Origin of the sequence: Parascardovia denticolens DSM 10105 = JCM 12538, assembly GCF_001042675.1 — a bacterium.
GTDB lineage: Bacteria > Actinomycetota > Actinomycetes > Actinomycetales > Bifidobacteriaceae > Scardovia > Scardovia denticolens.
In genome coordinates this window covers 1-26891 of the sequence record NZ_AP012333.1, presented here as the reverse complement: position 1 = coordinate 26891, position 26891 = coordinate 1, and the positions used below count along the sequence as shown (strand labels likewise).

Genomic DNA, 26891 nt, shown 5'->3' with positions numbered 1-26891 from the left:
TGGAAAATATGCCCAGGCTGAGAAATATATGAGAAATACAGCCAAGGCGCAAGTCATCCACGGGCCCTTCGAAGACCAGTTCATCGCCCTGTCTGCCCGAATCGATGCCTACCGGCCGCTTGACGAGGGTGGACTTTCCGGCCCCGCTCTTGCCGATGATTAGCTATTTCCTGTGCGGATCAAGCACCACGCCACGGTCTTTACGGGAGCATCGCCGTCATCCTGCTGAGCCCGTTCGACCGCGAAAGTCGATTCCACTTCCTTCATGGTCTCACGCCCCGCATTGAATTGGGAGTACAGGCCTGAGGCGTAGAAGAGGGGAACCGAGATGTTGCCCGTCAGCGAAGCGAAGGCGACGATTTGAGGAATCGACATCTGCGATTTCAGTATGAGAATTCCGCCAACGATCCAGACCCCAAAAATTGAGGATATGGCTCAGCAAATCATTGATGGCATCCACCCGTTTTCGCACGCGCGCGTCATGATCGGCGGCATGAATCCACTTTTCATTAGCCTGGGAATACCGCTGATCGACGGACCGCTCTGCGCCTTGTGTCGTCCGGTCCACCAAGCCATGGAGTAAATCAGAAGAGGATTCGTTCAAATCGTTGGTGCTACGCACGAGGAGATTCCGCGCCCGTTCGACCGCCTTCTTCGACAGGATAGGAGAGATGGAAAGCGGAAGGCAGAGGATGATCGCAATCAGACCCAGCACCGGGTTGATGAAAAGGATAGTGACTATAGCGCAGACCAACTGACACAACAGATACGAGCCCCAAAGCGCCACGTCAATGACATTGAGCTTGATCAAGTCCACCTGGACGGTCAGATCGGACAACTACTTATCGGCCCCTTCTCGAGTGAAATGCGTCAGCCGGATCGTTCCAAGCCTGTCGAAAAGATCCTCCCGCACCTGCCGAGTCAGCAGATTCGCATACTCCTCGGCCCGGGCCTGATAGACGAAGTAAACAATCGCTTGCACCGGCAGATACAGCGCGATGACGCCTACCAATACCCAAAACCTGCTCCACTGCGACGTCTGCACCGCTTCAATCAGAGTCTGCAGAAGAATGGCGTCTCCCGTCATGAAGAACGCCAGTACGACTGTCAAGGCCGCCAGAAAGCCAAACTTCCTTTTATCTTCTATCGGCTGTCCACTTAACCAAACCATTCTCCTGCTCCCGAAATACATGTCCCGCAGGCTCTATGAAATTTCGTTGTCTAACTTTATACCGTATGATGTAACTATTTCATCGTACTTATACCATACAACCCCTCAATCCACCTAGGTAGCTATCTCAAGCTTTTATAGGCTAAAGCTTTGCGGCGAAGTCATGCACCTCATGGAGGAAACGTTTCCGCCGCTCGAAGCTGCTGCCGCGCAGGTAGTTCATCTGATGATGCTTGATGGTCTTGACCCCGCACATAATTCCCAGGATCTGGTGTTGGAGCACCTTGCCGTAATCCGGCTCGAACAGGCGCGCATAAAAATCAGGCGTGTCACTGGTCGTGATGATCCACGCCTTCTTCCCCTTCAGCAGGCCTTGCGGCAGCAGCCCTCGGTATTGATAAGCGAATCCTTTGGCGAAGACCCTGTCAATAAAGCCTTTGAGAATCGCCGGCATGCTGGACCACCAAATCGGATAGATGAAGACCAGCAAGTCGGCTTGGGTGATGATCGTCCGGTATTTCGCCGTTTCAGGGTCGTCCTTCAGATCCCGGCGGCGATGTTCTTGGTCGAAATACAGGACCGGATTGAACCCTTCCTGATAGAGGTCGAGGAGGGTGACGGCGTGTTTGGGCTCTTCTGTTTCTTTTTTCCCGCAGGATTGAGCGAAGCCACTGAGCACGGACCTCAGGATTGCTTGATTGTAACCACGGTCATTCGGATAAGCATAGAAAATTGCGATATTCATAATATTATTTATCACCTTGATTAAAGTGGTTATGGTTATTATTCGATGTTTATTCTCTGATTTTCTTCATCCCCATCGTCAGGTTTCGTCATATACTCTTCCTGAAGCCGGGTGAGCTGACGCCTGTATTCAGCATACGCTTCTTCTCCTTGCCGGTCGAGATCGCGGGATTGGCGCCGCAGATCGTTCAATTCATCCTCATAAGCGATTTGGAAACGTTTGAAGGCATGGTCTATTTCCACGCATTCACCCTCAAATCGGGCAGGGAGGAGCCCGTCGTAAATCCTTTGCCGAATCCGTTCGATTTCCTGCCGGCTCTGGTCGAAAGCCAGGTCAGCCGCCTGCTCAAGCTTCTCCTGGGTCTTTCGGTTCTCCTCCTGTTTCCTTTCCAGCATCTCGATCCGTTTATTTTTGCGCAGGATGATCTCGTCCTGTCGGCGCTCATACGATGCCTTATCCATGCTTCCCTCTTTCATTGGAAAACGCGTTGGGAGACGTATCGATCCGTATCTTGCAGGGATTCATCCACGCTCAGAATCGCTTTGCCATCGGAATCCATGACTTGGACCATCGTAGACATCATCTTCTTCAGATCGTCGGCGAGTCCATCATAGACGGTGCTTCCTGGAACCGGGGCGAGTTCATGGAGTTTGTCCAGCTTGATTTCGTCATAACCGGATGATTCCCTCTTCAAATCCCCTTCAGCCTCCTGAGCGAGAACGCTGCTGGTGCTTTTCGTTCCTCTATGTCTACTGCTGCTCGCTGGCATCACTACCTCCTTACCAACTGGCATTCTACCCGTAACGTCATCACTTACCAACTCCCTAATGAACAAACTCTCTATCATCGACTCCGGCCTGCTTGTCCCTCAGGAACTCCCACCGGGAAATACCCAGCGTATGCACCTCGCCGGTGTGCGCGTCGCGCACCGTCGCCGGCGCCTGCCCCCAATCAAGGAAGTCGACCAGCCAGCCGGGAACCACCATCCCCCCCGGACGCGCCGAACCCACATCCAGATCATACGACGGACGAGCCAACCACCCCTCCACCCGAGACACACTCACCTCACGCGACCCATACGCGGCCACCAAGGAAGCCACCACCCGACGACCCCCAGCCGACAAAACAAACCCCGGACAACGAAACCCATCCCCACACGCGAAACGCCGCACCGACACCACATCAGCCACACCCGACGACCCCCTCCGATTCAACTGCCACCGATACCCACCCCGATACACGAAATCAAAACGACGACCCCCATCAGCCACCACCAAATCCAACCCCCTCTGCACAGCCGCACGCCCCGCCGCACGCCGACGCGACGCCACACCGCACCACACCCCAGCACACACCACGGCCACCACGACCACAGCCACACACCACCGCGCCACACGAGACACACGACCACACACCATCACAACCCCCTCACCAACAAACACACAACCACCAAACACACCATCATCACTTCACCAACTCCCAACCAAAATACGGAGAAGCCGGATCCTGAGACTGACGCACAAAATCCCAACGAGACAGGTATTGCTGATCTTTAAACACCTTGCCGGTGTGCGCGTCGCGCACCGTCGCCGGCGCCTGCCCCCAATCAAGGATGCCTTTGATCTGCGGATTGATCTTTCCGTGCACAATCAGCCCTTTACTGTTGAGCTGCCCCAGAAACCAGCGGGCAGTATAAGTGGTCTTATGGAATTTATTATACTCGTTCAGGTAATGGGACAGCATGGAGGAGTCCATGCTCCATTTCATGCGTGCGGGCTGCCCCATGTCCTCTTTGCTTTCAGCTTCAACATTCAGATGGGCGTCATTCAGCATGGAATAATCAGAGACCACACCCGCCATGCTCGACAAATCGTTGGCCTCCACCTGCTCTGTATATTCCTGCAACGATTTATCGTATTCTTCGAGCGTTTCCGTCAAAGTGTCCACTCCATCCAGAACGATTCCCACGACGCCGGGCGCCTTGGCCAGCTCCAAGGCCTTATCGCGAAAGTCGCCTAAAACCTCCTCTGTCACCTCACCGGCCAGCACTTTGCCGAAGGTGGGCTTGGCCGGCAATGGATTCGCCAGGTCGGCGGCCATCATATAACAGTCGTAAGGATTGCCGACCAGTCTCATGCTCGAGCTTCGTATGACAGGCGGATCATAAGACACTTCATTCAGGGCGTTCTGCTCGCTCTCCCCTTTCACTCCATTGATTCCGACGATGACGCCCCGGGCGTCGTTCTTCCCGTACTTGTTGTTATTCGGATTGTTGGAGATGATTTCGACGCCAAAGCTCGGCTTGTCGCCCTGGTCCACCCTTATCCCTTTTTGGACCAGCCGGTAGCCCTGCGTCCATACGCTGTCCATGGCAAGCTCGTCCAACCGCAGCTTTCTCCCATCGACCGTCTTCCCCGACGAGTCGCGTTTGTTCATGAAATCACTGACTCTCCCCATGAAGGCGGACGGCGTGTACTCATCCCATGGCCATTTACTAGGAAGAGGCAATAAAGGGTCCTGACCGCTACCAGGTTCAGGGAGTTGCGTTCTCACCCATTGCGTGTACTTGTCTTCCCCTGAACCGGCTTTGGTCAGTTGGGAAGCCAGGACGGCTTGGAGGTTCCTGGCTCTTTGTCTGGCGTCCAGGCCAGGGTCGGTCCCCATGACGGTGAAAGCGTCGCATGTCGCGGACAGTGTGTTCTGGCCGATCAGAGCGGACGGGAGATGGGCCAGAGCCTTCAATAAGGTCAGGTTCGGCTTATGGGAGCGCGAATCATACAATTCGTCAGCGGTTATCTTCCCGTCTTCCATGGCTTTGCGGTAAACGTCGAGTTCCTTCCCTTTGAGATAAAAGGACGTCAGCTTTTGTCGGATTTTCGCGCTGGTGTTCGCCAATTCGTTCACCCATGACATATCTTCCGCCTTACCGCGAGCGGTGGCTTCCTGCGAGCGCTCCATGGATGTCAGGGCGGCTTTCAGCGAGCTGGCTTGTGTGTAGAAGGTCGCGGATTTTCGCGCGTAGGTCTCCGCGAGGTCGATTTTGCGTTCGTATTCCCTGGCCTCGCGGCCTTTGGTACCGGCGATGGATTCACACATGTTCTTCCATGCGCGGCCGAGTACGCTGTCTCCCAGCAGGGTGGCGAAAGAATTGTCCCCACGGCCTTTCCATACGTCGCGCTCGTGCAGGGCGAGGCCTCGCGCTCCGGAAAGGCGGCCCGTGTCCACCGATCCGTCTCTTTCCGATGGTTCCAGCGCCTGCGCCGCCTTCAGATTGGTTGATGATCCGGCGGATAAGGTTTGCATGAACAAGGCTTGCGTTCTGGCGTAAAGCGCATGGTTCCTGATTTTGTTGTTCACAACCATATAGGCTTCCCCCTGCAGGCCTGTCGACTCGAGGTCGAAGCCATCAAGGTGTTGCGCCAGACTCTGGGCTTCGTCCGCCTTTTTGTTCAAGTTCGACACGCTGCTTGTCAGGGACCTCTTCAAGCCTTCGATGTCGATTTTCATTGTCGCTTCTCCCTTTTCTTAATTGGTTCCGCTCGTTTCTGTTCTCGTGTCCGTTTCTTCGATTATTGTAGCCTCGTCCAGCCTCAGGTTTGGTGAAAAGCGCGGCAAAGTAAGGGAAATCACATCCTCGGGGACGGGCTTCTGTCTCTTTCCCCTGATAGTGTATAGGTATTTATTTTAAAAACAGATATTCAGTAGAAGGATTCACCTATACCTATGCACTGCCCTCAATGCGGACAAGAGGTTTCCGCCGGCATCGTCTTCTGCCCCAACTGTGGACATAAGTTCGATCAAAACAGCAATCCACAACCGTCCCAGCCTGTTTACCAAGAGCAACAGACTTTCCAGCCTCAGCAGGACCAGAGCCAGCCTCTTCCACAGGGTCAGCAGCAATTCTCCGCGCCCTCCCCGCAGAAGCCGAAGAAGCCGGTCAACAAGGCCAAAGTCATCACCATCAGCGTCATCGTAGCCATTGTGGTCATCGCGGCCATCGTGGGCGGAATAGTGCTCACCCGTCTGTCCGACCCTAAGGCCGTAGCCACGCAATATCTGTCCGCTTTGGAATCCGGAAACTATGACAAGGCCACTTCCTTGAGCGACATCTCCACCCCAAGCTCCAGCACCCCCTTGCTTTCCAGCAAGTTCGCGGCCCAGCAGGACAAGCGGATCTCCGGGTCCGAAATCACTTCGGTCAACCACAATGGGAACGTCTATACGATCAATGTGAGCTATAACCTCAACGGGTCCCGGGCCAACAGCAGCATCGAGGAGACGGCTTCCGGCGGCCTGATCAAGAAGTTCACCGTCACCCGCGGCCTGACCAAGATCATCTCCATGGAAATCCCGGACGTCCTGGAGAACCTCCCTCTGGTCGTCAACGGGGCCAAGACCCCCGCGCCGTCCTCTCCCACGAATAAACGCAGCTATCTGGTCTATCCCGGCTCCTACACCTTCGCCGTCGATTCCAAGTACGTCGAGACGAAAGAACGGACCGTGACCACCTGGGCCTTCTCCGAAACCACGACGGGCTACCTCTCCGATATGAGCGCGAAGCAGCCTTTGCAGGACGAAATCGCGCAGGAGACGCATAAGAAAGTCAGTTCCTGCGCGACGATGGGGACGAAAAACAACCCCTGCTTCGATCTCGATCAGTACAATGATGACGAGCATCGGAACGTCAAACTCACGCTGAAAAAACAGCCTACTTTGGACAAACTCGAGTCCTACGACGTGGAAGAAGGGGAATTCGAAACGAATTTCGATGGGGAACTGACCATCGACTACGAGTTCGGCTTCTCCACCGAGAAGGACCATTGGATCTCGAACAGCAGCGATCGGGACTTCTCCATCCGCGGCAAGTTCTCCATCAGCAAAGACGATAAGCTGGCGGTCACTTTCGACAAGCCCCTGTAAGATGGAAGGCTGAAGGCCACGGTCCGAGGACTGATGGACCATGAGAATGTCTACCATAAAACCAACAAGCAAAGGAATCCATATGAATTGCACCCATTGCGGTTCCCCCCTTCCCGCGGGAGTGGCCTCCTGCCCGAGCTGCGGAGCCCCCGTCCAGACCCAACAGACCCAACAGAATCAGCCAAACCAGGTTCCACAAGCCTCCTTCGCGCAGCAGAGCTATAACCCTGGCACTCGGATAGGCCAGGCCGCCCAGAGCCAGACGAGTTTCCTCAATCGCATGGTCATGCCGGCCATGTCCGCAGGCAAGACCCAGATTCGCATCTCCGACCTCCTCTTCTATATCCTGGTCGCCGTTTTCGCCCTCTGCGCCTTCATCCCCTTCTTCTCTTACGGTCCCACCACCTATGCAGGCAGCTATAACTACTACAAGAGCGGTCAGGGCGAGCTGGTGGTGACCATCCTGGTCGCTGCCTGCGCCATAAACGTTTACCGTAAGTATCGCCTGGCGGCCGTCACAGTCGCCTTGGGCCTCATCCACGTGATTTTCGACCTCTTCTCGGCCTCTTCCATCGGCGGAACGGATACCAACCGTCAATTCGCCGCGGGCCCGGTCGTCCTCATCATCATCCTGGCCCTGCTTCTCGCCCTGCAAGTCATCAACATCCTGGCCGAAAAGAAGGCCGAAGCCCCTCAGACGACGGTTCCCCAGACCCAAGCCTATCCTTCCGGCCAGGCTCATCAGAATCAGCAGACCCAGCCTGCGGGATATTCCACTCCCCTTCCTGAAACACCTGCCATGAACACCCCCATCCCCGGCGAAAACCCCGCCTCCAGCAAAAATGAAGCCCGCTGCGCCCGGTGCAACGCCTTGCTGGAACCCGGGGCCAAGTTCTGCACCAGCTGCGGAACTCCCGTCAGCCAGCAATAAAATAAGGATCAATAAGAAAAATAGAGGGTTCATAAGCCTTACGGAGGCAACGGATCCTTATGGCTACCGATAAGCATTCATCGGTAGCCATAATTTTTTGGCGTAAATCCATTGTGTGTCGCAAGCCCATCAGGCGTCAGTTGAAGCCAACGAAGTGGTTGCTGATCGTATAGCCCCATCGCACCAGGCTCCTGCCTAGCGGCCCCGGCATGTTGATGGCCCTGGCCATGGTGGTCTTGCGCACGTCATGGCTGATCTGGGGGGAATAATTGTAGAGGTCCTCCCACATCTTGTCCTTGAGGGCGTAATTCCCTTTGCGCCGCGAAAGAATGAGGAAAAGGGAGGTGACCACGCAATTGATGGAGAGGAAGTGGATCATGTATTTGTACAGGCCTTGGGAGACCGTGGATTTATCCGGGGTCACGTGGACCATGAGCTCATTGACCCTCAACAGCTGATCCACCCGCCGGATCATGGTCTCCTTCTCCACCGACTGCCCGCTGCGGCCGATGAAGTACCGGTAGAAATCGACGTTCAGGTAGACCATGGTCTTCACGTAAGGCAAGGGCTGGTAAGCGTAGATGAAATCCACGTAAAACGTATGCTCGGGCAAGACCGTCCGGGACTCGCGGATGACGTCCGCCCGGTAGATGATGGCATGCATGAGCAGGTACTGGTTCACGTAAAAGGTCCGCAGGTCGTCCCAGGTGAGCACGCGACCGGCCGGAATGGCGTGCTTGTAATTGATGACCGTCTGGATGTCCTCCGCCTTCTTCTCGTAGACGTAGTTGGTCAGGATCATGTCCACCGGGCTGGTCTGGACAGCCTGGGTGCGCAGTAAACTGAGGACTTTGGCGTAGGCGTCGGCGTCCAGCCAATCGTCGGCGTCCACGATCTTGATGTAAAGCCCGCGGGCGGCCGCGATTCCCGCGTTCACCGCTCCCCCGTGCCCTTTGTTCTTCTGATGGATCACCCGGATGACCCCTTCCGAGATGGCGGCTATCGAATCGGCCAAGGCAGGGGTGCCATCGGTGGACCCGTCATCGACGATGATGACTTCCAGGTCGGCCGTGCTTTCGCAGTTGAGCAGGGAATTGGTGCAGCGCCTGAGGCAGGATTCCACGTTGTATGACGGCACGACCACGGTCAAGGTCTTGCTTTTGACTACAGGGATGGGAGGATGCTGGGGCAGGGCCGTGACCTCCTGATCAAGCTCCTCCATCATATGGGTGGCGTCTGCGTCAATGTCGGTATCGTGAACGATTTTCGCTGTCATGATCGCGGTTCTCCTTGATCGGCTTCTTCCATTCTAAACCTTCGGCCTCGGGATGACGGGCCACAGTATGATTGCTCCCAAGATGATCATCCGAAGATGACCGTCCCAAAATAACCGCCCCAGGATGATCGGACGGATAAGCCCCGCGTCCCTGAGACCACGAGGCTTATCATCATGAAGGCCTGGTTTTTTCTTTCGGATTCCTTCTCGGTTTCCTTTCGGAATTCCCTTCGGCTCCTACTTGGCTTCGGCTTCGGCCTTGGCCTCTTCCTTGGCCTTCTTGATTTCGGCTTCGTGCTCCTTGCTTTTGGGCATGATCCACCATTTGAGCAGAGGATAGGAGACGATAACGGCCAGGAGGGTGTTGACCACGGAAACCATGGTGGAGGAAAGCCCGTCATTCATGCCCCAGCCGCGGAAGAGGTTGGTCAGCCAACCAGGAAGGATCAGGTTGACGACCACGATGAGGATGGCCAGAAGAGCATACTTCCAGGCAGCCTGCTTGAAGGAGGAGTCGGACTTGAAGACCCACTTCATCTGGACGAAGAAGTTGACCACCTGGGCTGCCACTTCGGTGATCAGGAAGGTGATGAAACCGCCCAGACCGTTGGACTTGGGGGTGGAATAGTTGAAGATCAGGAAGCTGAAAGGCTGGGTCAGGTGCATGAGATGGACGAAGATCCAGGTCCCCAGCCAGACCAAAGCGAAACGGGTGATGGTGGAGATGTTGGACAGGAGGTTGAAAAGGATGAACTCCCACAGGTTAGGATAGCGGTCGGTCAGCTTCTTGAAAGGATTCCTGTTTTTCTTCTCCTGCTTGGCGGCTTCCTCAACCAAATCGGCGGGAGCTTCAGGGGTGGGATTGTTGCTTGTCTGGCTCATTGTTCAATCTCCTTCAGAGTCTTTTTGTTGTCATTTTGGTTGCGGAAGTAGCCAGAAATCACATGTCCCAAGCCCTTCCAGAAATGTTTGTTGGGGATATCCAAGATTCCCCGGTCGACCATGTCAGGGCTGATCATGCCCCCGGTCATCTTGGCCATGGCGCGAGGAGGCATGTTGAGGACGAAGAGCATGTTCAGGTCGGGGGAACCGGTCTTGGCCACGGCCTTATCCTCCTTCTTCTGCAGGGTCTTGACCACCTTGCGGGCCAACCAGGACCGGGAGAAGACCCATGAGGAGATGGCGTCGTTGGGCTGGAAAACCCCGCCGTTGTCGTACTTTTGCAGCGGATGGCCCAGCAACTTGGCCACTTCGGCGTCGGTGACATCCTTGACGTGGCCGCCAAGATAATGGCCCAGGTCATCAGGGGTCTTGCCTTGTTCCATGGTGCCTTGGATCACGTGGGTGGCGTGCAGGAGGAGGGTGTTGGCGTCCGTGCCGATCCACAGGTCCCAGGCCCCGGCCTCGGCCTGCCAGGAGTCGGAAGCGGCGTCGAAATGACGGTAGGTGTATTCGTCGAAATCGATTCGCACCTGCTTGGTCTCCCCCGGCTCCAGATGGACCTTGGCGAAGCCTTTGAGCTCGCGGGCGATGCGGAGCACTCCGGAGGCCTGCTGGTCGCGGCCCACATACATCTGGGCGACCGTGTCGCCGGGGACGGACGAGGTGTTCTTCACATCGAAGGTGACCCCGTTGTCATTCACCCGCAGCATGCTGTAGTCGAAAGTGGAATAGCTCAGGCCGTAGCCGAAGGGGAAGCGGACGGGTACATCCGCCGTGGTGTAGTAACGGTAGCCCATGAAAAGACCTTCGCGGTAGACGGAATCCCGTTCGGAGACGGGGAAGTTGCCGGCCGAAGGGACGTCTTCATAGGAGAGGGGCCAGGTTTCGGCCAGGTGGCCGGAAGGGTTGACCTTGCCGGTGAGCAGGTTGACGGCGGCGGACGCCCCGGCCTGGCCGGACAGCCCGATGTAGAGCGCGGCCTGGGTCCCGTCCAGCCAGTCGGTCTCCACTGCGGAACCGGCCACCAGGACCACCACGATCGGCTTGCCGATGGCCTTCACGGCGTCCAGCAGGTCCACCTGAACCTGAGGGATCTTCAAAGTACTGCGGTCCAGGCCTTCGGATTCGGAACGCTCGTCCAGGCCCATGCAGATGACGACCTCATCCACGTCCTCCCGCTTGACCAAGGCGACGGCCTGGTCGATCAAAGCCTGGTTTTGCGCTCCTTGCCGGTCATAGCCTTGGGCGTAGCCGGATACGGACAGGTCCTGGCTGGCCTTGAGCTCATCCAGGAGGTTATCCACTTTGGTGGCGTTGACCTTGGAGGAACCGGAACCCTGGTAGCGGGCGGTGGCGGCCATGTCCCCGACCACTGCCAGACGGACGCCCTGCTTCAAAGGCAGGGTGGGCCGACCATCAGAGCCGATTTCGTTGGTCAAGAGGACGAAGGACTTCTCGGCGATGCGACGAGCCACCTCGTGATGGCGGTCGATCTGATCCTGGTCCAGATAACCGTCAATAGCCGACCCATCAGGGTTGCGGACCTGCACCTTGTCGATCAGGTCCAGCACTTCCTGGGCCCGGGCGTTGAGGTCCTCTTCCTTCAGGCGGCCGGACCGGACGGCTTCCGCCAATTCGCGGGTGGAGGCCAGGCCGGAAGCGGGCATCTCCAAAGAGGACCCGACCCGGGCGGATTCCACGATGTCGTTGGACCCGCCCCAATCGGAGACGACCATGCCCTGGTAGCCCCATTCGCCCCGGAGGATGTCTTTGATCAGATGCTCGTTCTCGTGGGCGTAGACCCCATTGACCATGTTGTAGGAGGTCATGATGGTCCAGGGCTTGGATTCCTTGATGGCCACTTCGAAAGCGGTCAGATAAAGCTCGCGCAGGGTGCGCTCATCGACGATGGAGTTGGAGGCCTGGCGGCGCAGTTCCTGGCTGTTGACGGCGAAATGCTTGAGGCAGGCGCTGACCTTATTGGACTGGAGTCCGCGGACGAAGCCCCCGGCCAGGCGGCCGGCCAGAAGGGGGTCTTCCGAATAATACTCGAAGTTGCGGCCGCACAAGGGGCTGCGCTTCATGCAGATCCCTGGCCCCAAAGACACCTGCACCCCCAAGGTCTTGGCTTCTTCGCCCAATGCCTTGCCCACTTCCTCGGCTCCGGCGATGTCCCAGGAGCTGGCGACGGTTCCGGACGTGGGGAAGCAGGTGGCCGGCTTGGAAGCGCCCAGGCCCAAGTGGTCCCCCGACCCTGTCTGACGTCTGACCCCATTGGGGCCATCGGACAGGATGATGGGCTTGAGGCCCGCTTTCTTGATTTCCCTGGTCTCCCACTCGGATTGGCCGGAAAGCAGGGCTGCCCTCTGCACCAAAGTCAGATCTTCGGCTTTCACACTCATCGATTCACCTTTTCTCGTTGAAAATCCAGATGTCTTTGTTTCACCGGTCTTGTTGGTCCGGATCTTGTTGGTCATCCCGGCTGCCGGCACAGCTTGGAGCGAGTCATGTCAAGGATGCCGGCTTCATTCTTTCATTTCACGTTTCATCGTCCTGATGCCCGAACCCAGGCGTCCCGCGCCTCACCCCTTATCTCCCCTCCCCCTGTCCTCCTAATCGGCCCTTCCCGCCTTCGGCGGGAGGGGATCGAGAAGGCTGATTGTCGGGGGATGGGTCTGAAAGCCCATCCCCCGGTGGCTCAGCCTGAAGCCTGACGAGCGACTCCTTTAAGGGTCACTCTTTGCTGGGCTCAGTCTCGGCTGCTTCGGCCTTGGCCGCCTTGCGGCGACGGAAGAAGCGGCGGAAGGCGAGGATCTCCAGGAGCACCACCAGCACGGCGACCACGATCGCGGCGATTCTGAAGGTGTTCTTCCATGTGGAGGTGTCCATGCTGGGCTGCCCATCCTTGTAAAGCCAGGAATTCACGGCCGTATACAGGATGTTGTGGGTGGCGGTGCGCATGTACGTGACGGTGGCCGGGTCGTTGGTGTTGGTGATGTAGTTGGATGTCTTGGTCGTGCCAAGCATGGCGTCATTACCACCGCGGATAGCTTCGTCGCCGTCATGTTGCCGCCGCCGAAGTAGTCGGTCTCCACGAACCCGCGGAAGCCCCACTCGCCGCGCAGAACCTTGTTCAGCAGGTTGGAGTTGGAGGCGGACCAGCGCGGCCCGATGTAGTTGAAGGAGGACATGACGGCGGTGGCCCCGCCTTTGACCGCGGACAGCTGGAAGGGCTTGAGGTAGATCTCGCGGATGGCCTGTTCGTTGGACCAGGTGCAGAGCATGTTCATGCGGTTGGTTTCCTGGTCGTTGAGGGCGAAATGCTTCATGAAGCCGTAGACGCCCTTGGACTTGGCCCCGGCGATCTGGGCTGCGGCGATGGTCCCGGCCAGCTGGCCGTCTTCGGAGAAGTACTCGAAGTTGCGGCCGCCGAAGGCGGAGCGGTGGGTGTTCATGGCTGGCGCGTACCAGCCGGTCACCCGCATCTCCTGGGCCATTTCGCCGATGATCTTGCCGTACTCGCTGGCCAGCTCCTCGTTGAAGGTGTTGGCCACGGTGGTGGAGGCGGGGAAGCCGATGGACCCTTCGCTAGTGAAGTTGTTGTTCAGGGCGGCGGGGCCATCCACGTCATTCTGACGGGGCTTCTTGATGGAGGAGATCTCGGCGTTGTTATAGCCGGCCATGGCGATGAGGTTGTTCATGTCGTCCACGGAGATCTGGTCAAGGAGCTTGTTCCAGAGCGGGTCGTCATACTTCTTGCCGTAGAGCTGGTAGAGGGAGACCCCGTTCTTGGCTCCGGTGGTGGGCATGGTGGCCTTCTCGTCAGGGGCCTTGTACTTGGCGCCGACGAAGAGCTTCCTGGACTCTTCCGGCATCTTGTTCGAGGCGGGCTTGGCGGTGGCGGCCTTGAAGTTGGCGAAACCGTCCTTGCGCGAGAGGTAGGTCACGTCCCCGGCGGAAGTGTCGAACTGGTTGCTGGCGGACTCCTTATCCAGGACGCGGGTCTTGCCACCCTTGTAAGTGATGGTCTTGTCCACGGTCACGTCGTGGGATTCGATCTTCTCATGGGAATCCTTGTTGATGGAGATCCCATACTTGCCGGATTCCAGCACGTAGGCCTTGGCGTTCTTTTAGTCGTAGGAGGCCATCTCGGATTCATCGAAGGAGATCTGGACCTTCTGGGACTCGCCCGGCTTGAGCTCCTTGGTCTTGCCGAAGCGGATCAGGTTGACGGAAGCCTTTTCAATGGCCCCATTGGTGTAAGGAGGATTGTAATAGACCTCGACCGTGTCCTTGCCGGCCTTCTCGCCCGTGTTCTTGACGGTCACGTCAAAGGAGACCTTGGTTCCGGAGACCTTGGGGTCGGACATGGTCTGCTTGAAAGTGGTGTAGCTCAGACCATAGCCGAAGGGGTACTGGACCACGTCGTTATAGTTGATGGAACCTTCGGTGGCGGCGGTCTCGTAATAACGGTAGCCGACGTAGATGCCTTCCACGTACTTGACGTAGGTGGGGACGTAATGGGCCCCGCCCCAACCGTCATAGGAGAACTCGTTCATGTTGTCATATTGGAAGGCGCCGAAGTTGTTCCACCAAGGGGTCTTGGTGAAGTCCTTGACGAAGGTGTCCGTGGTGCGGCCGGAAGGATTGGCCTTTCCGGCGATGACCTCGCCCAGGGCCTGGAAACCGGTCTGGCCGGCGGGCGGGCACCAGAGGACGGACTTGATGTTGGGGTACTGGGAGATGAAGCTGAGGTTCAGATCATTGGCCCCGTTGTAAACCAGAACGACCTTCTTGAAGTTCTTGTTCACATAGTCCATCAGGTTCTTCTCGGTCTGGCTGAGTTGCAGATAGGAATCTCCGGCCTTGAAGTCGGCGTAATCCTTGGAATTGTTGATGTAGTTGGATCCCAGAGGGCTGTCCATGAGGCCCTGCTTGAGCTTGGTGCCGACGGGGGAGATCTTCACGTCGCCCATGTTGGTGGGCAGGTCCGCCCCTTCGCCGCCGGAACGGCCGATGACCACGACGGCCGTGTCGGAGTAGCTCTTGGCCTTGTCCAGCAAGGAGGAGCTGTAGGTGTTGACCGGGGGCTCAGGCAAAGACCAGTCCTGGCCCATCATGCCCACGACCGGACGCTCGGAGCGGTATTTGGCGTAGAACGACGATGCCTTCGCGCTGGATGTCGAGAGCCAGCTTGGAGGCCTTGTCGATGGAGGCCTGGGTGATGGTGAACTTGGGGGTCGTCGCCGAAGTGACGATCGTGTTCAAAGGTCCGTACAGCATGGAGGCGATGGCGGCGAAAGACGCGATCAAAGCCACGATCCATGTCTGGGACCGCACCATCTTCTTGGTTGCCACATTCTTGACCGTCTTCTTGTTCACGAAGATGGTGATGAGGATGGCAGCCAGAAGGATGATGCCGATGACGATGAGTTGGGTCTGAATCGACTTGACAACTCGGATGACATCCTCGGGATTAATGCCTAGCATAATCCTTTCCTTTCTAACCTGTTTCCGCCCGTCTTATCCACACAGATAAGCGACGGATCTCTAAAACGCAGCCCAAGTGCGCGCATCATTGTCCGCGCAGAAGAGCCAACACTGCCAGTTTATGGCATCAAAAAGGGAAAACACGGCTGGAAGTTCAGCGGAAGAAGGAAAATCCCCCCTTCTTCTGCACAGAAAGCAAATAAATAGGCACGAACTGCATGGCAAAATAAAAAAGGCGGTCCGAAGACCGCCTGGGTACTTGTCTGTTTGTCTATCGTTGTCTATCGATCTCCGTCTATCGATTCACAGACGAAAGCAATCGATCACCGATCAGAGGTGGGCTCAGTCATCGCCCAAAGTCACGTGGACCCCGCCGATCAGACGGGAGGAGACGTTGTAAAGGAAGGCGAAGATGGCCGCCAGGACGCAGATGATGACAATCTCGAAGACGGAGAGGATGGTCACGGCTCCCAGGACGCGGGGCAGGGTGAACACTTCCGTGAAGTTGAAGGAGGAGGACAGCTTCATGCCCAGGCTGCTGACGGTCTGGAAGAGGCCGACGGCGTCCAGGATGAGCCAGATCAAGGTGACGGCGACCAGCTGGATGATGGCCCCGGCCACGGACAGCATGAAGGCCATCTTGGTGACCGACCAAGGGTCCAGGCGGGTGACGGACAGGTTCATGCGGCGGGCGCGGGGAACGCTGTGCTTTTGAGGGCTGCTGGCTGTGTGGGAGACCGGGGTTGACACCGGGGCCGAGGCCGAAGCCCGGCGCGGGCTGGCCGCGACGACGGGTTCCGCCGACCCCGTGCTCGTCACCCGGGCGGCGACTTCCTGCGTGTCTTGGGTGGTGAATTGGGTCTCTGCCTGAGAGTCGCTAGTCTGCTGATCTGCGTTCGTCATGATTACTCCTCGTCAGCCTTGCTGGTGGCGACCGGTTCGGTAGCCTTTGTCTCCACTGTAGCATCATCGGTACCATTATCCGTGCCAGTATCGGCGGGGGCGCCAGTGGCGGCGTCCGCGGCATCGACGGCCTCGGTCGCCTGGTCCTCCTCCGCATCCTCATCGTCCTTTTCGGCGTTGCGGGCGATGGAGATGATCTCGTCCCCCTTGTCCGGCTTGGCCAAAGTGACACCTTGGGTATTGCGGCCGGTCCGCTTGATCTCGGCCACATCGGACCGGATCACCTTGCCAGACTTCATGATGGCCATGATCTGGTCGTCTTCGTGGACCACGATGGCCCCGACCAAGGACCCCCGGCCTTCCACCAGGTTGATAGCCTTGACCCCATAGCCGTTGCGGCCTTGGAGCCGGTATTCGGACAGGGCCGTACGCTTGGCGAAGCCTTCGTTGGTCACCACGACCAGGTCGGAATCGGACTCGGCCGGGACCACGTCCATGCTCAGCAGGAGGTCCTCCCCCGCCTGTCCGCGGAACTTCATGGCCTGGACGCCGGCCGTCTGGCGACCCATGGACCGCAAGGTCTCATCATCGGCGGAGAACTTGACGCTCATCCCCTGCTGGGAGACGACGATGATCTCGTCCTCATCGTTGCAGAGGGCGGCCCCGATGAGCTCATCGATCACCGGCACCTGATTGCCCTCCTCATCCGTTCGGAAGGCCCCTTCGATCTCGCGCAAGCGAACGGCGATCAAGCCGCCCTGACGGGTGGAATCGTATTCGTTCAGCCGGGTCTTCTTGATCTTTCCGCTACGGGTGGCCAAGACCAGGTACTTGGCTTCATCATAGTCATGGATGGACAGGACCTGCTGAATCTTCTCATCCGGGCCAAGCTGGAGGAGGTTGGCCACATGCTGGCCTTTGGAATCACGGGACCCTTCAGGGACCTCGTAACCCTTGATCCGGTAGACCCGGCCTTCGTTGGTGAAGAAAAGCAGCCAGTTGTGGGTGGAAGTGAGGAAGAAGTGGTCGACCACGTCATCTTCGCGCAGGCGAGTCCCCTTGATTCCTTTGCCGCCCCGATGCTGGGCCCGGTATTCATCGGCCTTGGTCCGCTTGATGTAACCGGAATGGGTGACGGTGACCACCACGTTCTCTTCGGCGATCAGGTCTTCCACGTTCATCTCGCCGGAGAAAGGCAGGATGCGGGTGCGGCGGTCGTCGCCGTATTTATCGACGATCTCGTCCATCTCGTCGCCGACGATGGCCCTCTGCCTTTCCGGCTTGGCCAGGATGTCGTTGTAATCGGCGATCTTGCGCATGAGTTCTTCATGCTCGTCGATGATCTTCTGCCTTTCCAAGGCGGCCAGACGGCGCAGCTGCATGGCCAAAATGGCGTCAGCCTGGACCTGGTCCACATCCAGCAGGTCCATGAGGCCGGTGCGGGCCTGATCCACGTCGGGGGACCGGCGGATGAGGGCGATGACCTCTTCGATCATGTCCAAAGCCTTGAGGTAGCCCTGCAGGATGTGGTCGCGCTCTTCGGCTTCCCGCTTCAGATACTTGGTCCGGCGGTCGACCACTTCCAGCTGGTGGCTGATCCAGTGGCGGATGAAGGCGTCCAGGCTGAGCGTGCGGGGAACTCCGTCGACCAGGGCCAGCATATTGGCGCCGAAGGTCTGCTGCAGCTGGGTGTGCTTGTAGAGGTTATTGAGAATCACCTTGGGCACGGCGTCGCGCTTAAGCACCAGGACCAGACGCTGGCCGGTACGGCCGGAAGTCTCGTCACGCATGTCGGCGATGCCTTGGATCTTGCCATCGCGCACGGCTTCACGGATGGAAGAGGCCAGACGGTCCGGGTTCACCTGGTAAGGCAGTTCGGTGACGACCAGGCAGAGGCGGCCATTGATTTCTTCGGTATTGACCACGGCCCTCATGGTGATGAGTCCGCGACCGGTTCGGTAGGCCTGTTCGATCCCCTTATGCCCCAGGATGGTGGCTCCCGTAGGGAAGTCCGGCCCCTTGATGATGGCGATCAGGTTGTTGAGCAATTCCTCTCGGGAGGCCTCCGGATGGTCCAGGGCCCAGTGCACGCCTTGGGCTACTTCCCTCATGTTGTGGGGAGGGATGTTGGTGGCCATGCCGACGGCGATGCCTGCGGAACCGTTGACCAGCAGATTGGGGAAACGGCTGGGCAAGACGGTCGGTTCCTGGGTCTTGCCGTCATAATTGGGGACGAAGTCGACGGTGTCTTTGTCGATATCGCGCACTAATTCCATGGCCAAAGGAGCCATACGGCACTCGGTGTAACGCATGGCGGCGGCGGGGTCGTCGCCAGGGGAACCGAAGTTGCCCTGCCCGTCCACCAGGAGGTAACGCATGGACCAGTATTGGGCCATACGGACCAAAGTGTCGTAAATGGCCGCGTCGCCATGGGGGTGGTACTTACCCATCACGTCCCCGACCACGCGGGAGCACTTGTTGTAGCCCCTGTCCGGCCGGTAGCCGCCGTCGTACATGGCGTAGACCACACGGCGGTGGACCGGCTTCATGCCGTCGCGCACGTCCGGCAGGGCTCTTTCCACGATGACCGAAAGGGCGTAAGCCAAGTAGGATTCGCGCATCTCCTGCTGCAGGTCCATGGATTTGATCCTGGTCCCCTTGAGCAGGCCGAAATCTTCGGCCGTAGCCTGGGGGCTCAAAGGCTCCAAGGCGTCATCGGTGTCATGGGCTTCGGCCATGTACTCATCGTTCTGATCGTTTTCGTCTGCCACGATTGTCTTTCCTTAATCCTTTGATTTATGACTGCTTCTTGACTGGCCGAAAGTCTTCCTGCGCCTTCCGGCCAGCTTCATGTTCATATCGATCTTCGTTTTCGCCGGATCAGGCGTCGATGAAGCGGGCGTCATGGGCGTTGCGTTGGATGAAGAGGCGGCGGGGTTCCACGTCCTCCCCCATGAGCATGGAGAAGGTCTCATCTGCCTGGGCGGCGTCTTCGATGTGGATCTGTTTGAGGATGCGGTGGTCGGGATCCATGGTGGTCTCCCACAGCTCCTGATAGGTCATCTCGCCCAGACCCTTGTAGCGCTGGATTCCTTCGCCCTTGGGCAGCTGGCGGCCTTTGGACCGGCCTTCCTCCAACACCCGGTCGCGTTCGGCGTCGGTATAGACGAAGTCGTGCGGCCCCTTGGTCCATTTGAGCCGGTAAAGCGGAGGCATGGCCACGTAAACGTAACCGGCGTAAATCATAGGCCTTATATACCGGAAGAAGAGGGTCAGGTTCAAGGTGGCGATGTGGGCGCCGTCCACATCGGCATCGGCCATGATGATGATCTTGTGGTAGCGGACCTTGTTGATGTCGAAATCCTCGCCATACCCGCCGCCGACGGCGGTGATGAGGGATTCGATGGTATCCGACTTCATCATGCGGTCGAAAGAGGCCCGCTCTGTATTGAGGATCTTGCCTCGCAGGGGCAGGATGGCCTGTGTGATGGGATTGCGTCCCTGAATGGCCGAACCGCCTGCGGAATCGCCCTCCACGATGAAAAGCTCGCACTCCTCCGGGTTGGAGGACTGGCAATCCTTGAGTTTGTCAGGCATCCCGGCCGATTCGAAGATGGATTTGCGCCGGGTGGTCTCGCGGGCCTTCTTGGCGGCCAGCCGGGCCCGGGCGGCCTCCATCCCCTTTTGGATGATGGCCTTGGCCTCATTGGGGTGGGCGTCGAACCAGTCGTTCATCCGCTCGGTCATCACCCGCTGGACGAAGGTCTTGGCGATGGCGTTGCCCAGCTTGGTCTTGGTCTGTCCTTCGAACTGGGGGACGGTCAGCTTGACGGAGATGACGGCCACCAGGCCTTCGCGCACATCGTCTCCGGACAGGTTCTCGTCCTTGTCTTTGAGGATCCCCTTCTCCCGGGCGTAACGGTTGACCAGGCTGGTCAAGGCCGCGCGAAAGCCTTCCTCGTGGGTGCCGCCTTCGGTCGTGGAGATGGTGTTGGCGAAAGTATGGACGGATTCGGAGTAGGCGGAGGTCCACTGCATGGCGATTTCGGCCGAAATCCCCTGCTGGGGGTCTTCGGCGTCCAAGGCGATGATGTCTTCCTCGATGGGGTTGGCCTTCTTGGTCTTGACCAGGTAGTTGACGTAATCTTCGATGCCGTTGACGTACTGGTAGGTGACTGTCTGATGCAGTTCCTCCAAAGGATTGTCGCCATCCCCGGTCACTTCGTCCCCGGCCTGGTCCACGGACCTGAGGTCGGTCAGGCTGATCTTCAGCCCCTTGTTGAGGAAGGCCATCTGCTGGAAACGGGCGCGCAAGGTCTCGAAGTCATAGTCGGTTTGATCGAAGATCGCCGGGTCCGCCCAGAAGGTGACGGAGGTGCCGGTGGTCTCCTCCTCCCCCATCGGCTGGCCTTTCTTCAAAGGAGCGATCGGCTTTTGGTCGATGTAAGTCTGGGTCCAATGGAAGCCTTGGCGCCGCACTTCCACGTCCACCCGGGTGGACAGGGCGTTGACCACGGAAATGCCCACCCCGTGCAGGCCACCGGAGACGGCGTACCCGCCGCCACCGAACTTGCCGCCGGCATGAAGCTTGGTCATCACGGTTTCCACCCCGGACTTGCCTTCGCCCGGCACTTCGTCCACGGGGATTCCGCGGCCGTCGTCGACCACCCGGATGCCATTGTCTTCCAGGATGGTCACCTCGATGTGGGTGGCGTAACCGGCCAAAGCCTCGTCCACCGAATTGTCCACGATCTCATAGACCAAGTGGTGCAAGCCCCGGGGGCCAGTGGAACCGATATACATGCCGGGACGGATACGGACGGCCTCCAAGCCTTCCAGAACCCGCAAATCGCTGGCATCATAATGGTCCGGATGCATCTCGTCATCCAATTGCTCAGCCCCGGACAGCAAGGAGTCCTCCTGGACCCCTTGATCTTCCAAGTTCAGTTCGTCGTCCTGCGTTCCGTCCGCCACAGTACCTCCCATCGGACGCATATCCCGCGTCAGCCGGTTTCACAGACCCCTGACACGAAGGAAGCGGCCAAGTTCGCGGCCGCTCACCATCATTTCGGAGGAAAATTTCCAGCTATCCCGTGCTAAAAAGCTCGTAAAGGGCTCTTAAACACATTTACACACTATAGGAATAGGATACCAAAAATCCAGGACTATCCAAGCATTTAGCCTCATTTTTGCGAAGATTCCTTGAAATCACCGTATCCGGTGCGAATACCGGCTACGGCGGGCCTGAGGACCGGTGATTTTCACTTCATCGACCGGCAATCCAGGCAGCTTCTTTCTCACTTTCTTCCTGATTTGTGGGGCAAGGTAGGTCAGTCGATTCGCCCAGACCGGCGAGTCCGCCGCGACGACCAGAAGCCCGTCGGAATAGGAAGCCACCCGGGAATGGGAGGCGTTCAGGAGTCCCACCACCTGATCCCATTGGTTATGCAAGCGGGCTATCATCATATTGATCTTCCAGACGCCGCCTTGGGATGAGAAAAGCTTGTCGAAGGCGCGGGCCAAGTCCTGCGGATCCCGCCCTTTTTGGCCGAAGCTGTCCCTGGCCTTCTCGTTGATGACGGCCCAGTCTTTCTTGACTTTGAAAAGTCTCCGGTAACGCTGGTAAATGACGGAAGGCAAAGCGCTTTGGTTGATTTTCAGCTTCTCGACCGCGGGTTCGTCAGGCATGGAAGAAATCCTCCTGGGCCTTGCGGGCCACCGCTTCAACATCGATGATCTGGACCGGCAAAGCCTGATTCTGGATGAAAGACCGCGGAAGGTCGTCCGGGGAGGCGGCGGTGATGAGGACCTGTCCTTGCTTGCTGGCGAAATCCACGATTTTCTCGCGCCGAGAGTTATCCAATTGGGAGAAGACGTCATCCAGGATGAGAATCGGTTCGCCGCCTTCGCCTTCCTCCCCCTCCTGCTCGACCCTGAGGAGAAGCTGGAAAAGGGACATCTTCAAGGCCAAAGACAGGGTCCACAGCTCCCCGTTGGAGGCGTAATCCCTAGCCGGGAAGCCATTGAGGACGAATTCCACATCGTCCCGGTGGGGGCCGATCAGATTCCGACCCTGGGCCAGCTCCCCTTCGAAAAGCCGCTGAAAGTGCTGACTGATCCGGTCGAAGACGACCTCCTGATCCCCTGCCGGGTCGATCTCCAAGAATTCCTCGAATGAGGGGAGGTAACGCAGCTGAGCCTCCTGACCATCCCCGGCCAGATGGCGATAGGTCCGGTTGAAAATCGGGGACAACCGCTGGCAGATGTCCGCCCTTTCCTGGGTGAGCGCCAACCCTAGGTTGATGAGCTGGCCGGTCCAAACCTCCAGGCTGGCGTATGAAGCGTCAAGGTCGTCCAAACCACCGAACGGGCTGGATCCGAACCGGGCCTGGGAGATTCTCTTCAAGAGGGCCACCCTTTGTTTGGCCACATGGGCGTAGCGCTGAAGAAGATCGTAATAAGGCCGGATCAGCTGCACGCCGGCGTCGTCAAGAAAACGACGACGATGGCCCGGGTCCATAGAGATCAGCAGCTGGTCTTCGGGGGTGAAAACGACCGTTTTCACCTGGCCCACGATGTCCCGCATGTAGAGGGAAGGCCCATTGTTGATCTTGGCTCGGTTGGCCCCGCGACCGGGGATGGTCACCGTGTATTGGGTCTCCCGATCGCCTTGGACCAGCTTGGCCCGGATGGTGGCGGCCTTCGCCCCTTGCCTTACCAAAGGCTGGGACGAACGGACCCGGTGGGAGCCTCCGGTGGACAGGAATTCCACGGCTTCCATGATGTTGGTTTTGCCCAGGCCATTATGGCCCACCAAAACATTGACCCCAGGGGTGAGATCCACCAGACAATGGGGCCAGGAGCGATAATCGTCCAAGATGAGACGGGACAGGTACATGAGTCAGCGAATCAGGTGATGATGGCCAGCCAACCACGCAGGCAGTCGGCTAGGCGGATGGTCAGTTGACGAATCGGACCGGGACCAGCAGATAGCGGTAGTCCAAAGACTCGTCCCCGTCCTGCTCTTGCTGTCCGTTGAATTCCACGGCCTTGGTCGGAGCCACCATCTTCATGCGGACATACGGCTCGTAAATCGCCCCCAGGCCTTCCAGGAGGTAGGAAGGATTGAAAGCGATGGTGATCGGCTCCCCGTCCATATCGATGGGCAGGGTCTCCTGAGCTTGGGATTCATCGGAGGATCCGGCCGATAAGGTGAGTTCCTTGCCTTCGAAACTCATGCGGATCGGGGCGTTGCGTTCGGCCACCAGGGAGACGCGACGGATGGCATCGATCAGGTCGGTTTTATTGACGACCACATGAATGGGATAATCGCTGGCGAAAAGCCGGTCCACGGACGGGAATTCCCCGTCGATGAGTTGGGCGGTGGAGACTTTGCCGGCGTTGTCGAAGCTGACCAAGGTGGGCGACTCAGGGTCGAAGCCGATGACCACGTTCTGGGAGGCGTCCAAGGATCGGGCCACGTCCCTCATCAGGGACCCGCGTACCAGCAGTTCAGTTTCCAAATCGGCGGCTGAAGGGCTCCAAGTGAAGGTGGACCGGGACAGGCGGAAGCGGTCGGTCGCCGTCATCTGCACTTTGTCGCCGCTGAAGACCATTTTGACGCCGGTCAGCACTGGCCGGGTCTCTTCGCGCGAAATGGCCACGGTTGCTTGGGAAATGGCATGGGAGAAGGTGTCCCCGTCAATGGATCCCAAGATGGCTGGGACTGAAGGAAGTTGGGGATAGTCGGATTCAGGCATGAGCTGCAAGGAGAAAGTGGACTTTCCGGCTGCAATGGTGACTTTGGCCCCGCTGGTGGAAAGGTAGATCTTCCCTGCCGGCAGGCTCTTCGCGATATCAGCCAGGAGTTTGCCTTGCACGACCACGGTTCCAGACTCGTCCACCCCCGCTTCGATATGGTTGCGGGCTGAGACTTCGTAATTGAAGGCGCTCAACTGCAAGGTCCCGTCAGCCGCTTCCAACTTGACCCCTGCGAGGATGGGAGTGGCGGGACGGGTGGGAATGATGCGGGTCGTCCACGAGACGGCCTCGGAAAAAGCGGCGGAGTCAACCTCAACCTTCATGTCGTACCTCAGTTCTGTCAATCACTACCCTTCCATTGTAATCGGTGGGCCGTCTCAGGCAAGGATGGGCGGTGCGTGAAGACCGCTTGGGAAACGATGAAACGATAAGCGTTCATTCTGATGTTTTCTGTTTGCCGATTCATCCTAGAACTAGAACGACGATATATTATAAATTACTTAGTAGTCGTTGTAGGTGCTGTGGATTGTGTGGATAAGTCGTCTTTCCTCTTCAATTGCAAGTGTGAAGACGAAAAGACACTTGTGGAAAACTCGTTCATCAATTGTGGATAACTCCTGATTTATCCACCAGCATCGGAGAGAGCAAAAATTATCCTCAAAAACCTTGATTTCATTCACCTTTTATCCTCGACTTGTCCACGTAAAAGAAACACTTATCCCCTGACTTATTCCATATATGTGGAAACTATTGTGGATAACTTTCTTCACAATTGACTTATCGCCGAGGAAATAGAGCCAATAAGAAAGGTCAATAAAAGAAGCCGCCGAAGCAAGTGGAGACCATTCTCGGCTATAGATTAGGTGAAGGTCGAAATCGAGAATAGAAAATAAGAAAAGAAAAACGGCAATCAGACCGTCTTCGGGGAATCAGCCTGCTTGATCCGCATGGTGATTTCGTTGACGTTGTTGTAAAGGTTCCGTTTCTCGCTGATTTCGTTGGCCACCTTCTTGCAGGCGTGCATCACGGTGGAATGGTCGCGGCCGCCGAAGACCTCTCCGATGTCCACCAAAGAAAGGCCGGTCATTTCGCGGATTAGGTACATGGAGACCTGTCGCGCTTCGGCCACGTTCTTGGTGCGGGAAGGGCCGACGATGTCGTCGAAAGTAAGCTGATAATGCTGGGCGACGTTGGTGATGATGTTCGTCGGGGTCACTTCCACGTCGGAATTGAAGAAATCATGCAAAGTCTGTTCAGCCAGGCTGTGGGTCACCGGCTGGTTGTTCAGGGTGGCGATGGCCGTGACCCTGGTCAGGGCTCCTTCCAGTTCACGGACGCTGTCGGTGATTTTATCGGCGATGTAATCCAAAACGTCCGCCGGAACCTCGATATTGCTGTTCGAGGCCTTGAGTCTGAGGATGGCCAGACGGGTGTCCTTTTCGGGCGGGGCCACGTCCACGACCAAACCGTTGTTGAAGCGGGTGCGCAGGCGTTCGTTGAAACCTTTGAGATGGTTGGGGGCCACATCGGACGCGATGACGATTTGTTTGCCTGTGCTGACCAGCTCGTTGAAAGTGTGGAAGAACTGTTCCATGGTCTCGGACCCGCGGAAGAACTGGATGTCATCCAGCAAAAGGACGTCCACGTTCCTGTATTTTTTGGTGAAATTGGCCAAAGCCGCCTGTTTGCGGGCTCCCGCAGCCAAGGCGGAAACGAAGTCGTTGACGAATTCCTCGGCGGTCACATAGCGCACGATCATAGTGGGGTCTTGGCGCAGGACGTAGTTGCCGATGGCGTTGAGCAGATGGGTCTTCCCCAAACCGGACTCCCCGTAGATGAAAAGAGGGTTGTAATCCACCGTCCCCGGCGACTCGGCCACCATGACGGCCGCGGATTTGGCGAATCGGTTGGAGGTCCCTTGTACGAAGGTATCGAAAGTCGCGAAAGGATTCAGATGGGTGATGGCGTTGCGCGCGGTTTGGGCGCTCTGCAGCTTGGGACCTTCGTCCTCGTCTGTCACCTCTTCGAAAGGCAGGTTCTCCGACGGGAAAGAGCCTTGGAAAGAACCCTGGAAAGAATTTTGCTGCGTTTTGTTATCCGAGGAATCCGTGAAAGCCGAAATCTGTTCGGTTTGCGAAATGGGTCCGGATTCCGACTGATCCACATCCGCTCGGCTGCGGTTGTCCTGATGCATCCCGTAGCTGGCCGGCTGATAAGGATCAAGCCCATAACGATAGGTTTCATTGGTCTTTTCTCCTTTACCCTCCCCTCCCTCCCCCCTCTCTTCCCTTTGGGGTCGTGGAGATTGCGGCGGTTGGGGTTGAGAAAACCGCGGCGGTTGAGAAGTCTGAGGTGATTGAGCGCTTTGGTCCGTCCTGGTGGGGAAAGCGGAGTCAGATTCCGGCTGCGCAGGGGACCCGGGGATGGATGGCCCAGTTTCCTTTGTCTCGGTCTCTCCCTTGTCTGGCTGATTGTCCGGTTGATCGATCTTGACGATGAAGGTCATGGCCTTCTGGGCCATATGACTCAAACATTCGGTGATGTCGGCATTGAGCTTGTTTTCCAAGGTCGCGCGGGCGGCGTCGTCGGCGACGGACAGGATAAGCATGGTATCGAACAGACCGACCACGGCGATGGACCTCAGAAAACGGCTGTCACGGGGGCTGAGATAGCCCTGGTCGTCCATGTAGGAGAGGGTCGCCGACCACAGCTCTTGTGCGCCTGCAGTCGCACTCCACTGATCATCGGCCAT

20 protein-coding genes and 1 pseudogene are annotated in these 26891 nt (G+C 57.7%); 4 read left to right on the top strand and 17 right to left on the bottom strand.

The features are described from left to right. Window positions 1-28 precede the first annotated feature (28 nt). Complete coding sequence (locus PSDT_RS08625) at window positions 29-163, top strand: hypothetical protein (protein ID WP_006290837.1); 135 nt, start codon at window positions 29-31, stop codon at window positions 161-163. On the opposite strand, the gene PSDT_RS08450 is transcribed toward PSDT_RS08625, so the two are convergent. Next, window positions 160-375, bottom strand: a complete 216-nt coding sequence (locus tag PSDT_RS08450) for a hypothetical protein (protein WP_006288435.1) — start codon at window positions 373-375, stop codon at window positions 160-162. The genes PSDT_RS08625 and PSDT_RS08450 overlap by 4 nt on opposite strands. Before the next feature lie 55 nt (window positions 376-430). Here PSDT_RS08450 and PSDT_RS08445 point away from each other — a divergent pair, with 55 nt between their 5' ends. Then, complete coding sequence (locus tag PSDT_RS08445) at window positions 431-583, top strand: hypothetical protein (RefSeq protein WP_211205030.1); 153 nt, start codon at window positions 431-433, stop codon at window positions 581-583. A gap of 255 nt (window positions 584-838) precedes the next feature. Here PSDT_RS08445 and PSDT_RS00110 read toward each other — a convergent pair whose 3' ends face one another. The 5 genes from PSDT_RS00110 to PSDT_RS00085 all read right to left on the bottom strand — a co-directional run bounded on the left by PSDT_RS00110 (window position 839) and on the right by PSDT_RS00085 (window position 5423). Further along, window positions 839-1171 (bottom strand): hypothetical protein, encoded by a 333-nt coding sequence (locus tag PSDT_RS00110; protein ID WP_006292282.1) that lies wholly within the window; start codon window positions 1169-1171, stop codon window positions 839-841. A 142-nt stretch (window positions 1172-1313) separates the two neighbouring features. Next, window positions 1314-1916 (bottom strand): NAD(P)H-dependent oxidoreductase, encoded by a 603-nt coding sequence (locus PSDT_RS00105; RefSeq protein ID WP_006288438.1) that lies wholly within the window; start codon window positions 1914-1916, stop codon window positions 1314-1316. Window positions 1917-1954: 38 nt separating this feature from the next. After that, window positions 1955-2377 (bottom strand): hypothetical protein, encoded by a 423-nt coding sequence (locus tag PSDT_RS00100; protein WP_223293506.1) that lies wholly within the window; start codon window positions 2375-2377, stop codon window positions 1955-1957. An 11-nt stretch (window positions 2378-2388) separates the two neighbouring features. After that, the gene (locus PSDT_RS00095; RefSeq protein WP_006292279.1) at window positions 2389-2685 is read right to left on the bottom strand and encodes a hypothetical protein; all 297 of its coding nucleotides are present in this window, start codon (window positions 2683-2685) and stop codon (window positions 2389-2391) included. 695 nt (window positions 2686-3380) lie between these two features. Further along, the gene (locus tag PSDT_RS00085; protein WP_006288442.1) at window positions 3381-5423 is read right to left on the bottom strand and encodes a hypothetical protein; all 2043 of its coding nucleotides are present in this window, start codon (window positions 5421-5423) and stop codon (window positions 3381-3383) included. Window positions 5424-5639: 216 nt separating this feature from the next. Between PSDT_RS00085 and PSDT_RS00080 the strand changes: the two genes are divergently transcribed. Together PSDT_RS00080 and PSDT_RS00075 are read left to right on the top strand one after the other, a co-directional pair. After that, window positions 5640-6836, top strand: a complete 1197-nt coding sequence (locus tag PSDT_RS00080; protein WP_006288443.1) for a zinc ribbon domain-containing protein — start codon at window positions 5640-5642, stop codon at window positions 6834-6836. A gap of 82 nt (window positions 6837-6918) precedes the next feature. Continuing rightward, window positions 6919-7767 carry a zinc ribbon domain-containing protein gene (locus PSDT_RS00075; RefSeq protein WP_048349421.1) on the top strand — a complete coding sequence of 283 codons (849 nt, stop codon included), beginning with the start codon at window positions 6919-6921 and terminating at the stop codon, window positions 7765-7767. 136 nt (window positions 7768-7903) lie between these two features. On the opposite strand, the gene PSDT_RS00070 is transcribed toward PSDT_RS00075, so the two are convergent. The 11 genes and pseudogenes from PSDT_RS00070 to dnaA form a co-directional block, all read right to left on the bottom strand. Then, complete coding sequence (locus PSDT_RS00070; RefSeq protein WP_006289981.1) at window positions 7904-9043, bottom strand: glycosyltransferase family 2 protein; 1140 nt, start codon at window positions 9041-9043, stop codon at window positions 7904-7906. A gap of 237 nt (window positions 9044-9280) precedes the next feature. Beyond that, window positions 9281-9925, bottom strand: a complete 645-nt coding sequence (locus tag PSDT_RS00065; RefSeq protein ID WP_006288446.1) for a GtrA family protein — start codon at window positions 9923-9925, stop codon at window positions 9281-9283. Then, window positions 9922-12387 (bottom strand): glycoside hydrolase family 3 C-terminal domain-containing protein, encoded by a 2466-nt coding sequence (locus PSDT_RS00060; protein WP_006288447.1) that lies wholly within the window; start codon window positions 12385-12387, stop codon window positions 9922-9924. The genes PSDT_RS00065 and PSDT_RS00060 overlap by 4 nt, the downstream gene beginning before the upstream one ends. Window positions 12388-12718: 331 nt before the next feature. Then, window positions 12719-15475: pseudogene (locus PSDT_RS08300) on the bottom strand (glycoside hydrolase family 3 N-terminal domain-containing protein). 342 nt (window positions 15476-15817) lie between these two features. Further along, complete coding sequence (locus PSDT_RS00035) at window positions 15818-16378, bottom strand: DUF3566 domain-containing protein (RefSeq protein WP_006288452.1); 561 nt, start codon at window positions 16376-16378, stop codon at window positions 15818-15820. Between the two features lie 2 nt (window positions 16379-16380). Further along, window positions 16381-19149, bottom strand: a complete 2769-nt coding sequence (gene gyrA, locus PSDT_RS00030) for a DNA gyrase subunit A (protein WP_006289986.1) — start codon at window positions 19147-19149, stop codon at window positions 16381-16383. Between the two features lie 109 nt (window positions 19150-19258). After that, window positions 19259-21373, bottom strand: coding sequence for a DNA topoisomerase (ATP-hydrolyzing) subunit B (gyrB, locus tag PSDT_RS00025; RefSeq protein ID WP_006288454.1), 2115 nt, complete (start codon window positions 21371-21373; stop codon window positions 19259-19261). Window positions 21374-21586: 213 nt separating this feature from the next. Further along, a complete protein-coding gene (locus PSDT_RS00020) occupies window positions 21587-22066 on the bottom strand; it encodes a DUF721 domain-containing protein (protein ID WP_006288455.1) in 480 nt (159 codons plus the stop codon). Next, window positions 22059-23276 (bottom strand): DNA replication/repair protein RecF, encoded by a 1218-nt coding sequence (recF, locus tag PSDT_RS00015; protein ID WP_006288456.1) that lies wholly within the window; start codon window positions 23274-23276, stop codon window positions 22059-22061. Before recF ends, PSDT_RS00020 begins: the two co-directional genes overlap by 8 nt. A gap of 61 nt (window positions 23277-23337) precedes the next feature. Next, window positions 23338-24462, bottom strand: coding sequence for a DNA polymerase III subunit beta (gene dnaN, locus PSDT_RS00010; protein WP_006288457.1), 1125 nt, complete (start codon window positions 24460-24462; stop codon window positions 23338-23340). A gap of 587 nt (window positions 24463-25049) precedes the next feature. Beyond that, window positions 25050-26891 (bottom strand): chromosomal replication initiator protein DnaA, encoded by a 1842-nt coding sequence (dnaA, locus tag PSDT_RS00005; protein ID WP_006289989.1) that lies wholly within the window; start codon window positions 26889-26891, stop codon window positions 25050-25052.